This window comes from Kitasatospora sp. NPDC091207 (assembly GCF_044768625.1).
In the GTDB taxonomy this organism is placed as follows: domain Bacteria; phylum Actinomycetota; class Actinomycetes; order Streptomycetales; family Streptomycetaceae; genus Kitasatospora.
The window spans coordinates 1-12,983 of the sequence record NZ_JBIVVS010000047.1 but is presented as its reverse complement, the minus strand read 5'-3'; the positions used below and the strand labels follow the sequence as shown (position 1 = coordinate 12,983).

General features: G+C 73.1%; 10 protein-coding genes. 3 read left to right on the top strand and 7 right to left on the bottom strand.

From position 1 onward, the window contains the following. Window positions 1–64: 64 nt before the first annotated feature. The 5 genes from ACIQTO_RS37295 to mmuM all read right to left on the bottom strand — a co-directional run bounded on the left by ACIQTO_RS37295 (window position 65) and on the right by mmuM (window position 6,293). Complete coding sequence (locus ACIQTO_RS37295; protein WP_402397984.1) at window positions 65–1,660, bottom strand: FAD-dependent oxidoreductase; 1,596 nt, start codon at window positions 1,658–1,660, stop codon at window positions 65–67. 152 nt (window positions 1,661–1,812) lie between these two features. Continuing rightward, window positions 1,813–3,339, bottom strand: a complete 1,527-nt coding sequence (gene glpK / locus ACIQTO_RS37290) for a glycerol kinase GlpK (protein WP_402397982.1) — start codon at window positions 3,337–3,339, stop codon at window positions 1,813–1,815. 94 nt (window positions 3,340–3,433) lie between these two features. After that, window positions 3,434–4,171 (bottom strand): MIP/aquaporin family protein, encoded by a 738-nt coding sequence (locus ACIQTO_RS37285; RefSeq protein ID WP_387894253.1) that lies wholly within the window; start codon window positions 4,169–4,171, stop codon window positions 3,434–3,436. 294 nt (window positions 4,172–4,465) lie between these two features. Beyond that, entirely contained in the window at window positions 4,466–5,230 is a 765-nt protein-coding gene (locus ACIQTO_RS37280; RefSeq protein WP_402397980.1) for an IclR family transcriptional regulator, read from the bottom strand. Window positions 5,231–5,348: 118 nt separating this feature from the next. Beyond that, window positions 5,349–6,293, bottom strand: coding sequence for a homocysteine S-methyltransferase (mmuM, locus tag ACIQTO_RS37275; RefSeq protein ID WP_402397978.1), 945 nt, complete (start codon window positions 6,291–6,293; stop codon window positions 5,349–5,351). Window positions 6,294–6,540: 247 nt separating this feature from the next. Here mmuM and ACIQTO_RS37270 point away from each other — a divergent pair, with 247 nt between their 5' ends. The 3 genes from ACIQTO_RS37270 to ACIQTO_RS37260 all read left to right on the top strand — a co-directional run bounded on the left by ACIQTO_RS37270 (window position 6,541) and on the right by ACIQTO_RS37260 (window position 10,192). After that, window positions 6,541–7,431: an NUDIX domain-containing protein gene (locus ACIQTO_RS37270; protein ID WP_402397976.1), complete on the top strand. Its 891-nt coding sequence runs from the start codon at window positions 6,541–6,543 to the stop codon at window positions 7,429–7,431. A gap of 39 nt (window positions 7,432–7,470) precedes the next feature. Further along, a complete protein-coding gene (locus ACIQTO_RS37265) occupies window positions 7,471–8,019 on the top strand; it encodes an NUDIX domain-containing protein (protein ID WP_402397974.1) in 549 nt (182 codons plus the stop codon). A gap of 154 nt (window positions 8,020–8,173) precedes the next feature. Beyond that, window positions 8,174–10,192: an acetoacetate--CoA ligase gene (locus ACIQTO_RS37260; protein WP_402397972.1), complete on the top strand. Its 2,019-nt coding sequence runs from the start codon at window positions 8,174–8,176 to the stop codon at window positions 10,190–10,192. 81 nt (window positions 10,193–10,273) lie between these two features. On the opposite strand, the gene ptsP is transcribed toward ACIQTO_RS37260, so the two are convergent. Together ptsP and ACIQTO_RS37250 are read right to left on the bottom strand one after the other, a co-directional pair. Further along, window positions 10,274–11,944, bottom strand: coding sequence for a phosphoenolpyruvate--protein phosphotransferase (gene ptsP, locus ACIQTO_RS37255; protein ID WP_402397970.1), 1,671 nt, complete (start codon window positions 11,942–11,944; stop codon window positions 10,274–10,276). A 100-nt stretch (window positions 11,945–12,044) separates the two neighbouring features. Beyond that, entirely contained in the window at window positions 12,045–12,494 is a 450-nt protein-coding gene (locus ACIQTO_RS37250) for a PTS glucose transporter subunit IIA (RefSeq protein ID WP_402397968.1), read from the bottom strand. Window positions 12,495–12,983 lie beyond the last annotated feature (489 nt).

The window sequence follows — 12,983 nt, the reverse complement described above, 5'->3', positions numbered from 1 at the left end:
TGCCGGAGGGCGGGCGCCCCCAGCCCTGGGGTGCCCGCCCTCCGAGTCCTCGGGGGACGCCGTGCTACTTGGCCGCGCGCTTCGCGAGGAAGGCCTCGACCTCGGAGCGGATCTCCGGGGTGTCCAGGCCGCGGACGGTCATCGTGGTGCGGCGGCGCAGCACGTCGTCCGTGGTGTACGCCCACTCGCTGTCGGCGGCGTAGGCGACCTGCGCCCAGACGTCCGGCCCGTCCTCGTGGATCGGCCGGCCGAGCTCCGGGTTCTCGTCGATCATGCGGGCGATCTCGAAGGAGAGCGTGCCGTAGTGGCCGGCCAGGTGCTTGGCGACCAGCGGCTCCATCCGCGAGCCCGGCTCACGGTCGATCAGCAGGCGGTGCGCCACGGCGTTCGGCGCGCCCACGCCGGGCAGCGGGACGGTCCGGGCGATGGTCGACATGTCCTCGCCCAGGGTGGTGCCGGGCACGTGGGCCAGCTTCTCCAGGACGGTCCGGCCGATGTGCCGGTAGGTGGTCCACTTGCCGCCGGCGACCGACAGCATGCCGCCCTTGCCCTCGGTGACGACCGTCTCGCGCTTGGCGGCGGCGGTGTCGCCGGGGCCGCCGGGCAGCACCCGCAGGCCGGCGAAGGAGTAGGTGATCAGGTCGCGGTCGAGGTGCTCGTCGCGGATGGCGTGCGCGGCCTCGCCCATGATCTGGTCGATGTCCGCCTCGGTGGCCCGGACGTCCTGCGGGTCGCCGGTGTACTCCTCGTCGGTGGTGCCGAGCAGGACGTGGTCCTCCCACGGAATGGCGAAGGAGACGCGGTACTTGTCGATCGGGATGGTCAGCGCGGCGCGCCACGGGGCACGGCGCTTGACCACGACGTGCGCGCCCTTGGAGAGGCGGATCGACGGCGCGGCGCCGGCGTCCTCCATGGTGCGCAGGTGGTCGACCCACGGGCCGGTGGCGTTGAGCACCAGGCGGGCGTTCACACCGAACTCGGTGCCGTCGAGCCGGTCCTTGAGGTCGGCCCCGGTGACCCGGCCGCCGGTGAAGCGCAGGCCGGTGACCGCGGCGTGGTTGAGCACCACGGCGCCGGCGTCGACGGCGGCGCGCACCGTCATCACGGCGACGCGCGAGTCGTTCATCTGGTGGTCGCCGTAGACGGCCACCGAGCGCAGGCCCTCGGTGCGCAGCGCGGGCACCTGCTGGGCCGCGTGCACGGCGGTGGAGACCCGGCCCATGCCGTCGCGGAAGGCGGAGAGCGCGGAGTACAGGAACACACCGGCGCCGAGCTTGGGGGCGCTGTGCGGGCCGCCCTTGTAGACCGGCACGAAGAAGGTCAGCGGGTTGACCAGGTGCGGGGCGACGTCGGTGGCGAGCGCGCGGCGCTCCTTGTGGTTCTCGGCGACCAGCTTGACCGCGCCGGTCTGCAGGTAGCGCAGGCCGCCGTGGACGAGCTTCGAGGAGGCGCTGGAGGTGGCTCCGGCGAAGTCGCCGGCATCGACCATGGCGACCTTCAGGCCCGCCTGGGAGGCGGTCCAGGCAACGGCCGTGCCGAGGATGCCGCCCCCGATCACCAGCAGGTCGTAGGTGGCCTTGCCCAGCAGCTCGCGGGTCTCGGCGCGGGAGGCGGTGCGGCCGGCGAAGCGCTCGGCGCCCAGGGTCGGGATGGTTGCCATGGTGTGTGTACGGCGGCGCGGGTCGGGCGGCGCCGTTACTCCTCTCGGTGTGCGGTGCGGCCCCTGCTGAGAGGCCGGTTCGGCCCGGTGCGGCGGGCCGGTGAAACGGGAGCGGGCCGGTCGGGGCCCGGGGGCCCCGACCGGCTGCGCGGTCAGATCTGCTCGTCCTCCTCCACCCAGCCCATGGTGCGCTCCACGGCCTTGAGCCACTTCTTGTACTCGCGGTCCCGGGTGGCCTCGTCCATCCGCGGCGTCCACTCGGCGGCGCGGTGCCAGTTGGCCCGGAGGGTGTCCAGGTCGTTCCAGAAGCCCACGGCCAGGCCGGCCGCGTACGCGGCGCCCAGCGCGGTGGTCTCGGCCACGTAGGGGCGCTCGACCGGGGCGTCCAGGACGTCGGCGATGTTCTGCATGAGCAGGTTGTTGCTGGTCATGCCGCCGTCGACCTTGAGGGCGGTGAGCTCGACGCCGGAGTCCTTCTGCATGGCGTCGACGACCTCGCGGGTCTGCCAGGCGGTGGCCTCCAGCACGGCGCGGGCCAGGTGGCCCTTGGTGACGTACCGGGTCAGACCGGCGATCACACCGCGGGCGTCGGAGCGCCAGTACGGGGCGAAGAGGCCGGAGAAGGCCGGGACGAAGTAGGCGCCGCCGTTGTCCTCGACGGTGTTGGCGAGGGTCTCGATCTCGGCCGCGGTGGAGATGATGCCGAGCTGGTCGCGCAGCCACTGGACGAGCGAGCCGGTGACGGCGATCGAGCCCTCCAGCGCGTACACCGGCTTCTGGTCGCCGATCCGGTAGCCGACGGTGGTCAGCAGCCCGTGGTACGAGTTGACGACGTCCTCGCCGGTGTTCAGCAGCAGGAAGGTCCCGGTGCCGTAGGTCGACTTGGCCTCGCCCTTGTCGAAGCAGGTCTGGCCGAACAGCGCGGCCTGCTGGTCGCCGAGGGCTGAGGCGACCGGCACGCCCGCCAGGTCGCCGACGGCCTCGCCGTAGACCTCGGCGGAGGAGCGGATCTCCGGCAGGACGGACATCGGCACGCCCATCGACTCGGCGATCTTGTCGTCCCACTGCAGGGTGTGCAGGTTCATCAGCATGGTGCGGCTGGCGTTGGTGACGTCGGTGATGTGCTTGCCGCCGTCGACACCACCGGTGAGGTTCCAGATCACCCAGGTGTCCATGGTGCCGAACAGGATGTCGCCGGCCTCGGCGCGCTCGCGCAGGCCGTCGACGTTGTCCAGCAGCCAGCGGATCTTCGGGCCGGCGAAGTAGCTGGCCAGCGGGAGGCCGGTCTCGCGGCGGAAGCGGTCCTGGCCGACGTTGCGGCCCAGCTCGCGGCAGAGCCCCTCGGTGCGGGTGTCCTGCCACACCAGGGCGTTGTGCACCGGCTCGCCGGTGTTCTTGTCCCACAGGACGGTGGTCTCACGCTGGTTGGTGATGCCGATCGCGCGAATGTCGTCCTTGGTCAGGCCGGCCTTCTCCAGCGCGCCGCGGACCACCGACTGCACCCGGGTCCAGATCTCGGAGGCGTCGTGCTCGACGTAGCCGGGCTGGGGGAAGATCTGCCGGTGCTCCTGCTGGTCGACGGCGACGATCCGGCCGTCCTCGCCGAAGATGATGCAGCGGCTGGAGGTGGTGCCCTGGTCGATCGCGGCGATGTAGTTGCCCGTGCCAGTGGAGGTCATGAGGGTCCTCGGCTCAAGAAGGGGGATGCGGGGTGGGTGGGCCTGACTCACTGGTCAGTCCCCGTGCTCGGGTGGGGTGGAAACCCGAGGAGCGTCAGAACGCGACGTGGTACAGGCCGCCGGCCAGCAGACCGCCGATGACCGGGCCGGCCACCGGGATCCAGGCGTAGGACCAGTCGGAGCCGCCCTTGTTCGGGATCGGCAGTAGCGAGTGCACGATGCGCGGGCCCAGGTCGCGGACCGGGTTGATCGCGTAGCCGGTCGGGCCGCCCAGCGAGAGGCCGATGCCCACGACGGTGAAGGCGACGATCAGGATGCCCATGCCGGAGAGGCCGAGGCCCTTGTTCAGGCCCTGGGTGAGGATGCCGAGGCAGAGCACCATGGTGCCGATGATCTCGGTGAGCAGGTTCTGGACCGGGTTCCGGATCTCGGGGCCGGTCGAGAAGATGCCCAGGGTCGCCTCCTTGTTGGCCTGGAACTGGCCGAGGTAGGTGACCCAGACGAGGACGGCGCCGATCATCGCGCCGAGCAGCTGGGAGCCGAGGTAGACCGGCACCTTGCTCCAGTCGCCGCTGTCGACGGCGAGGGCGAGGGTGACGGCCGGGTTCAGGTGCGCGCCCGACTTGGGGGCCGACATGTAGGCGGCGATCATCACCGCGAAGCCCCAGCCGAAGGTGATCGCCAGCCAGCCGGCGTTGAGGGCCTTCGACTTCTTCAGCGTCACGGCGGCGCAGACGCCACCGCCGAGGAGTATCAGAGCGGCGGTGCCGAGGGTTTCGCCGACGAAGATGTCGCCGTTGGAGAACGCGGACACAAAGACTCCCTTGTCCATATGGCCCGGAGGTGCGGGTGGGGGCAGGCGGCCGAGCGATCGCTGTGCGGGTGAGCGCTTTGTGGGAGTGATCTACTCGGCCATCGTTCGACAATGTCGACCGTCATGCGGAAGCTTCCTCCCCAGGCCGCCTTCACGTCAAGGCCGGGTTACGCAGCTGTGACCCTTCACTCGAAGTTACCAATCGACTAACCGCAAATACGGACAAAACGCTAAGGCGCGGACAGGCATCCCGCCTGTCCGCGCCTCAGCGTGAACGTCAGTCGTCCGCGGCCGGAGCCGCCGGGGCCGGGGTCAGAACCGCCCGGCGCCCAGATCCCGGGAGATCGCCCGGGCGGCGCTGCGCACCGAGGCGACCAGTGAGGGCTTCACGAAGCCGTCCTCGCAGACCCGCTCCACCGCGCCGCTGACGCAGACCGCGCCGACCGGGTTGCGCCGCCGGTCCTGGATCAGCGCGCCGATCGAGGCCACGCCCTCCCAGGTCTCCTCGATCGAGTCGGTCCAGCCGCGCTCGCGGGTCAGCGCCGCCTCGGCGTCCACGTCCGCCAGGGAGGTCAGGGTCCGCGCGGTGTACGCCTCCAGCGGTCCGTCGCCCAGCTCGCCGCGCGCCACCGGGTCGTACGCCAGCAGCACCTTGCCGAGGGCGGTGCTGTGCAGCGGCTGCATCGAGCCGACCTCCAGCACCTGCCGGGTGTCGTCCGGCCGGAAGACGTGGTGCACGATCAGCACGCCCTGCTGGTGGAGCACCCCGAGGTAGACGGTCTCGCCGGCCGCCCGGGCCAGGTCGTCCGCCCACACCAGGGCCCGGGCGCGCAACTCGTGCACGTCCAGGTAGCTCTGGCCCAGCCGCAGCAGCTCCGCGCCCAGCTGGTACTTGCCGCTCTCCGGGTCCTGCTCCACGAACCCCTCCTGCTGGAGGGTGCGCAGGATGCCGTGCGCGGTGCCCTTGGCGAGGCCCAGCGCCGTCGCGACCTCGGACAGGCCCAGGCGGCGTTCGCCGCCGGCCAGCAGACGCATGATCGCGGCGGCCCGGGAGAGCGACTGGATCGGGCCGGGCATTCGGTACCTCCGCGCTGACAGGCGGTCGACATTGTCGACCGCAGTGGTAACGGGACGAGTCTGCCAGGCCGCGCCCGGTCCGTGCACCTTCCCCCTCGGTAATGTCGGTCCGGCCAGGTCAGCGCCGGGCCCGCGCCACCTCGGCGGCCACCCCCGCGATCTCCTCCGGACCCACCCGGCAGCAGCCGCCCACCAGACGGGCACCGTCGGCCAGCCACCCGGCCACCCCCGCCCGGCCGCCGCCCGGCGCGGCCGCGCCGAACGTCGCCCCGCCGCGCCAGGCACGGGCCTCGGCGTCCCAGCCCTCGCCGCTGTTCGGGTAGACCACCACCGGCTTGCCGGTCACCCGGGCCGCCGTCGCCACCGCGCGGTCCGCGTCCCGCGGCGTGCAGCAGTTCACCCCCACCGCGACCACCTCGTCGACCTCCGCCGCCAGGGCGAAGGCCTCCGCCAGCGGCTGCCCCGCCCTGGTCCGGTCGCCGGCCACGCTGAACGACAGCCAGGCCGGCACGCCCAGCCCGCGCACCGCCCGCAGCAGCACCCGCGCCTCGTCCGCGTCGGGCACCGTCTCCAGCGCAAGCACGTCCGGCCCGGCCGCCGCGAGCACCTCCAGCCGCGGCCGGTGGAACGCCTCCAGCTCGGCCGGCGTCAGCCCGTACCGGCCCCGGTACTCCGACCCGTCCGCGAGCGCGGCGCCGTACGGGCCCACCGACGCGGCCACCCGCAGCGGCCGGTCCGCCCGCACCTGCGCCGCCGCGCGGCGCGCCAGCTCCACGCTGAGCGCCAGCAGCCGTTCCGCCTCCGCCCGGCCCAGCCCGCGCCGGGCGAACCCCTCGAAGCTCGCCTGGTAGCTCGCGGTGATCGCGACGTCCGCCCCGGCCTCGAAGTACGCCCGGTGCGCGGCGACCACCGCCTCCGGGGCGTCCGCCAGCAGCCGGGCCGACCACAGCGCGTCCGACAGGTCGTGCCCGGCCGCCGCCAGCTGGTTGGACAGCCCGCCGTCCAGGACGAGCGGACCGGCGGCCAGCGCGGCGGCGAAGTCCGGCGGGACGGTGGCGGGCATGGCGGCCTCCTCGGGCAAAGCTCCTGGTCACAGAGTAGAAGACGCGGCGCCCCCGCTCGGCGGAAAATCATTTGCCGCCGGACCGGCGGATCGCTACGTTGTGCTCACCCCGAGAACGACGATCCGACGGCGACCGCCCGGCCGGCGGACGCGAACCCCGCCCGACGAAGCCCCGCCCGACGAGCCCCGCCCGACGAGCCCCGCCCGACGAGCCCAGCCCGACGAGCCCAGCGGAGAGGAGCCCGCCATGACCGTGGAACAGCCGCCCGGTCACGAGAGCGCGTGGCTCGCCGCCTACGACCCGCGCGCCTACGCCCCCGTCGCCGTCACGGTCGACGTCGTCGCCCTGACGCTGCGCCACGGCAGCCTGCACGTCCTGCTGGTCGAGCGGGCCGCCCCGCCCTACCAGGGGTACTGGGCACTGCCCGGCGGCTTCCTGCGCGCCGGCCAGGAGGGCCTCGACGAGGCCGCCGCCCGCGAACTCGCCGAGGAGACCGGCCTGCTCGGCACGGCCGACGCCGAGGCCGCCCTCAGCCGGATCCACCTCGAACAGCTCGGCAGCTACGGCGCCCCCGACCGCGACCCGCGCATGCACGTGGTCTCCGTCGCCTACCTCGCCTTCGCCCCCGACCTGCCCGACCCGCGGGCCGGCTCGGACGCGGCCACCGCCGCCTGGCACGCCGTCACCGACCTCGACCTCCGGCCGTCCACCGGCCGGTCCCCAGCCGCCGGTGTGCCCGTCGACACCCACGGGGGTGGCGTCGACGGGCACACCGGCCACCACCCCGAGGCCGCCGGCACCACGCTCGCCTTCGACCACGCCCGCATCGTCGCCGACGGCCTCGACCGCGCCCGCGCCAAGATCGAGTACAGCCCGCTGGCGACGGCCTTCCTGCGGTACGACTTCACCATCCCCGAGCTGCGCGCCGTCTACGAGGCCGTGTGGGCGGAGAAGCTCCACCCCGGCAACTTCCACCGCAAGGTGCTCTCCGTCCCCGGCTTCGTCGAGAGCACCGGCACCACCACCGAGCGCGGTGGCGCCCGCGGCGGCCCCCGGGCCCGCACCTACCACGCCGGCGACGCCGACCTCCTGCACCCCGCCCTGCTCCGGCCCACCCGGGAGGACGAGATCCGCTGACCGGCGCCACCGGTCGCGCCCGCGCACTACCATCCGCCCATGACGACTCAAGAGGTGAGCAGCACGAGCAACCGGCCGAACTCCCACTGCCACTGGTGCGGCACGCCCTACCCGGCCGGTACCACGGTCTGGCCCCGCACCTGCCCCGGCTGCGCCGAGATCAGCTACCGCAACCCGCTGCCCGTCGTCGTCACCCTCCTCCCGGTCACCCAGGAGAGCGGCGAGCCCCGGCTCGTGATCATCCGTCGCACCATCGAGCCCGGCTACGGCCGGCTCGCCCTCCCCGGCGGCTACATCGACTACGGCGAGAGCTGGCAGCAGGCCTGCGTCCGCGAACTGCGCGAGGAGACGGGCATCCTGGCCGAGGCCGAGGACGTCACCCTGGTCGCCACCGACTCCGACACCCACGGCGGCTTCCTCTGCCTCTTCGGGCTCCTCCCCGCCCGCCCGCTCGCCGAGCTCCCGCCCTCCAGGCCCACCGACGAGACCGACGGCTGGCAGCTCGCCGACCCCGGCACCAAGCTCGTCTTCGCCTTCCACACCCGGGTCTCCCAGGCCTGGTTCAACGGCGAGTACGCCCACCTCTGACCGGTCCCGGGGGCAGGGCTGACCAGGCCCGCACGGCCGGAGCAGACCCTGGCGTACCGGGCGATCACATGGCAGGGTCTGCACCGACAGCCCCAACCGGACGGGCCCTGCCACAAGCACCCCCGTCCCATCCACCGGCCGGGAGACCACCACCGTGAGCACCCCACCCCAGGACCAGCCGCTCTGGCGCCCCAACCCCGCTCGCGCCGCCGCCACCACCCTGGTGGCCTTCCAGGCCTGGGCCGCCGAGCACCACGGCGCCCCGGCCGCTCCGCTCGCCCCGGCCGACAGCGACGAGCAGGCCGCCCAGCGCTACGCCGACCTGCACCGCTGGTCCACCGAGGACCTCGACCGCTTCTGGACGGCCGTCACCCAGTGGTTCGACGTCCGCTTCACCCGGGCCCCCGACTCCGTTCTCGCCGAAGCGGCCATGCCCGGCGCCCGCTGGTTCCCCGGCGGCCGCCTGAACTACGCCGAGCACGCCCTGCGCGCGGCCGAGGACGAGGCCAACGCCGACAAGCCGGCGATCCTCCACCTCGACGAGACCACCGAGCGGCCGGCCGTCCTCACCTGGTCCGAGCTCCGCCGCCAGGTCGGCTCGCTCGCCGCCGCCCTGCGCGCCCGCGGCATCGGCCCCGGCGACCGCGTCAGCGCCTACCTGCCCAACATCCCGCAGGCCGCCGTCGCCCTCCTCGCCACCGCGGCCGTCGGCGCCGTCTGGACCAGCTGCGCCCCCGACTTCGGCGCCCGCAGCGTCCTCGACCGCCTGCAGCAGATCGAGCCCGCCGTCCTCTTCGCCGTCGACGGCTACCACTACGGCGGCAAGGACCACGACCGCACCGAGGTCGTCGCCGAGCTCCGCCGCGAACTCCCCACCCTGCGCACCGTCGTGCACGTCCCCCTGCTCGGCGCGCCCGCCCCCGACGGCGCCCTGCACTGGGACGACCTGGTCGCCGACGACGTCGAGCCGGTCTTCGAGGCCGTCCCCTTCGACCACCCCCTCTGGGTCCTCTACTCCTCCGGGACCACCGGCCTGCCCAAGGCCATCGTCCAGAGCCAGGGCGGCATCCTGCTGGAGCACCTCAAGCAGGCCGGTCTCCACCTCGACCTCGGCCCCGGGGACCGCTTCCTCTGGTACACCTCCACCGGCTGGATGATGTGGAACTTCCTCCTCGCCGGCCTGCTCACCGGGTCCACGATCGTCACCTACGACGGCAGCCCCGGCCACCCGGACACCGGCGCCCTCTGGTCGGTGGCCGCCCGTACCGGCGCCACCGTGCTCGGTACCTCCGCCGCCTACGTGATCGCCGGCCGCAAGGCCGACCTGCACCCCGGCCGGGACCTCGACCTGTCCGCCGTCCGCTGCATCGGCACCACCGGCTCCCCGCTCCCGCCCGACGGCTTCCGCTGGATCTACGACGAGGTCAAGGAGGACGTCTGGCTCGCCTCCGTCAGCGGCGGCACCGACGTCTGCTCCTGCTTCGTCGGCGGTGTCCCGACCCTGCCGGTGTACCTCGGCGAGATCCAGGCCCCCTGCCTCGGCGCCGCCGTCGAATCGTGGGACGTCCAGGGCCACCCGCTCACCGACGCGGTCGGCGAACTCGTCGTCACCAAGCCGATCCCGTCGATGCCCACCGGTTTCTGGAACGACCCCGACGGCACCCGCTACCACGACAGCTACTTCGAGATGTACCCCGGCGTCTGGCGCCACGGCGACTGGATCACGGTCACCTCGCGCGGCACCGTGGTCATCCACGGCCGCTCCGACTCGACCCTCAACCGCCAGGGTGTCCGGATGGGCTCCTCGGACATCTACGAGGTCGTCGAGCGCCTCCCCGAGATCGCCGAATCCCTGGTCATCGGCCTGGAGGAGCCCGACGGTGGCTACTGGATGCCGCTCTTCGTCGTCCTCGCCCCCGGGGCGACCCTCGACGACGGCCTGATCGGCCGCATCCGCACCTCGCTGCGCACCGAGCTCTCCCCGCGCCACGTCCCGGACGAGGTCATCGCCGTCCGCGGCCTCCCGCACACCCTCACCGGCAAGCGGATCGAGGTCCCGGTGAAGCGTCTGCTCTCCGGCACCCCGCTGGAGCAGGCGGTGAACCCGGGCTCCGTCGACGACATCGAGCACCTGCGCTACTTCGAGCAGCTCCGCCGCGACCGCCAGGCCTGACCCCGGACATGACGAAGGGGCGCCCCCATGACGGTGGGGGCGCCCCTTCGCGGTCCGTTGGTCCGGGTCGCGCGTCGAGCGCTACTCGCCGGACAGCACCTGCTGGGCCGCGGCCCGCGCCTCCTCGGCGCTGTCCGTGGCCCGCGCGGCCTCGGCCGCCCGGCGGCACTGCGCCAGCGTGTACTTCGCCAGCGCGGTCCGAACATAGGGGATCGACGCCGCGCCCATGGAGAGGCTGGTGACGCCGAGACCGGTCAGGACCACGGCCAGCAGCGGGTCGGCGGCGGCCTCGCCGCAGACGCCGCAGCTCTTGCCGGTGGCCTGGGCGGCCTCCGCCGAGAACGCGATCAGGTCCAGCAGCGCCGGCTGCCACGGGTCCTGCAGCCGGGCCAGCGCGCCCACCTGGCGGTCGGCGGCGAAGGCGTACTGAGCGAGGTCGTTGGTCCCCAGCGAGAGGAACTCCACCTCCTGCAGGATCGACCGCGCCCGCAGCGCCGCCGACGGGATCTCCACCATCGCACCGTACTTGGCGTGCAACCCGGCCCGGCGACACGCGTCCGCGAAGTCCTTGGCGTCCTTGCGGTCGGCCACCATGGGGGCCATCACCTCAAGGTGCACCGGCAGTCCCTCGGCGGCCGTCGCCAGCGCGCGCAGCTGGGTCTGCATCACCTCGGGGTTCTCCAGCAGGGTGCGCAGACCGCGCACACCGAGCGCCGGGTTCGGCTCGTCGGCCGGGGTCAGGAAGTCCAGCGGCTTGTCCGCGCCCGCGTCCAGTGCCCGGACCACGACCCGGCCCTCCGGGAACGCCTCCAGGACCTTGCGGTACGCCTCGACCTGCTTCTCCTCGCTGGGAGCCTTCGCCGAGTCGTCCAGGAAGAGGAACTCGGTCCGGAACAGGCCCACGCCCTCCGCCCCGGCCTCCAGCGCGGCCGGCAGGTCCGCCGGACCACCGACGTTGGCGAGCAGCGGCACCCGGTGCCCGTCCGAGGTCTGCCCCGGGCCGGACGAGGCGGCCAGCGCGGCCTTGCGCTCGGCGGCGGCCCGGCGCAGTTCGTCCTGCCTCTCCTGGGACGGCTCCAGCAGTACGTCACCGGAGCTTCCGTCCACCGCGACCACGGTGCCCTCGGCGACATCGGTCGCACTCGGCAGCGCGACGACGGCCGGCACACCCAGGGCCCGGGCCAGGATGGCGCTGTGGCTGGTCGGCCCGCCCTCCTCGGTCACGAAGCCGAGCACCAGCGTCGGGTCCAGCAGCGCGGTGTCGGCCGGCGCCAGGTCGCGGGCGAACAGCACGTACGGCTCGTCGCTGTCGGGGACACCCGGCATCGGCACGCCCATCAGCCGCGCCACGATGCGGTTGCGCACGTCGTCCAGGTCGGCGACCCGGCCGGCCAGGTACTCCCCGGCGGAGGCGAGCAGCGCGCGGTAGGCGGCGAAGGCGTCGTAGACGCCGCGCTCGGCGCTGCTGCCGACGGTGATCCGGCGGGCCACGTCGGCCATCAGCTCGGGGTCCTGCGCCATCAGCGCCTGGGCCTCCAGCACGGCCTGCGCCTCGCCACCGGCCAGGTTGCCGCGGGCGATCAGGTCCGCGGCGACCGCCTCGACGGCAGCCTGGGCCCGGGCCTGCTCACGCGGGGCGTCCTCGGTCGGGATCTGGGTGGCCGACGGCTCCAGCACCGCCGTCCCCATGTGCCGCACCTGGCCGATCGCGACCCCGTGGCTCACACCCACGCCGCGCAGCGTCTTCTCCATGTCACCTGTCTCCGCTGAGGGAAGCGGCCCCGCCGGGTACCGCTGTGTGCCGGGCCGCCCCACCGAGGCCGGCGGGGCGGGTCTGCCGTAAAGAAAGAGGTCAGCTCCAGCTGAACAGGGCGTCGCCCACGGCGACGTCCCCGTCCTCGCGGAGCTCGCCGAGCGCGTCGGGCGCGGCCTCCAGGGCGACGATCGGGGAGATCGGGGACTTGCCCGCGGCCTCGACGGCGGCCGGGTCCCACTTGATGACGGCCTGGCCGCGGGTCACCGTGTCACCCTTGTTGACGAGAAGCTCGAAGCCCTCGCCGTTGAGCTGCACGGTGTCGATCCCGAGGTGCGTCAGCACGCCGTGCCCGTCCGCGTCCACGACGACGAACGCGTGCGGGTGCATGGAGACGACGACACCGTCGACCGGGGCGACGGCCTCGGTCGGCCGGCGAACCGGGTCGATCGCGGTGCCGGGGCCGACCATCGCGCCGGAGAAGACCGGGTCGGGCACGCCGGCGAGCCCGACGACCTGGCCGGTCAGCGGCGACGTCACAGTGGTCATGGTTGAGCCTCCCAAGTGCGCAGTACAGCGAGCGGCCGCGAGCAGCGGCGGGGACATCGACTGAAGCCTAAATCATGCCAACTTCGGACATCCGCTGACATTCCCGGGCGAACACTCACACCCTGCCCGCCCTCACCGGCCGGCCATCTCACCGACCGCTAGTGGTCTAGTCCTCTTGGCCGATGCGCCGCACTCTACAGGCATCTTGGCGAATCGGGACCATTGCTGTATATGCTCGCGAGAGCAACAAATCATGCCTCCGAGCGGGTGATGCTCGGCGCGCCTCGATTCGCGCTCCGGCTGGCGACCCGCTATGGTTGGTCGAGTCGCCGCAAGTCGACGGTTAACAGCAGATTTCAGATGCGAAAAGCGCCGGTAAACGGAGCGGAAAGCGTCTGGTAGGCTGGAAACACGAAAGAACGAAGCGCCCGGAGGGCCCGCTGGAAGGCGGTCCGAAGGAAGTGTCCGTTCCTTGAGAACTCAACAGCG

What these genes read in the sequence shown, in the direction of transcription:
- ACIQTO_RS37295 (WP_402397984.1), bottom strand. Translation starts at nt 1,660, where the DNA reads ATGGCAACCATCCCGACCCTGGGCGCCGAGCGCTTCGCCGGCCGCACC.
- mmuM (WP_402397978.1), bottom strand. Translation starts at nt 6,293, where the DNA reads ATGCCCGCCACCGTCCCGCCGGACTTCGCCGCCGCGCTGGCCGCCGGT.
- ACIQTO_RS37250 (WP_402397968.1), bottom strand. Translation starts at nt 12,494, where the DNA reads ATGACCACTGTGACGTCGCCGCTGACCGGCCAGGTCGTCGGGCTCGCC.
- ACIQTO_RS37265 (WP_402397974.1), top strand. Translation starts at nt 7,471, where the DNA reads ATGACGACTCAAGAGGTGAGCAGCACGAGCAACCGGCCGAACTCCCAC.
- ACIQTO_RS37285 (WP_387894253.1), bottom strand. Translation starts at nt 4,171, where the DNA reads ATGGACAAGGGAGTCTTTGTGTCCGCGTTCTCCAACGGCGACATCTTC.
- ACIQTO_RS37280 (WP_402397980.1), bottom strand. Translation starts at nt 5,230, where the DNA reads ATGCCCGGCCCGATCCAGTCGCTCTCCCGGGCCGCCGCGATCATGCGT.
- ptsP (WP_402397970.1), bottom strand. Translation starts at nt 11,944, where the DNA reads ATGGAGAAGACGCTGCGCGGCGTGGGTGTGAGCCACGGGGTCGCGATC.
- ACIQTO_RS37270 (WP_402397976.1), top strand. Translation starts at nt 6,541, where the DNA reads ATGACCGTGGAACAGCCGCCCGGTCACGAGAGCGCGTGGCTCGCCGCC.
- glpK (WP_402397982.1), bottom strand. Translation starts at nt 3,339, where the DNA reads ATGACCTCCACTGGCACGGGCAACTACATCGCCGCGATCGACCAGGGC.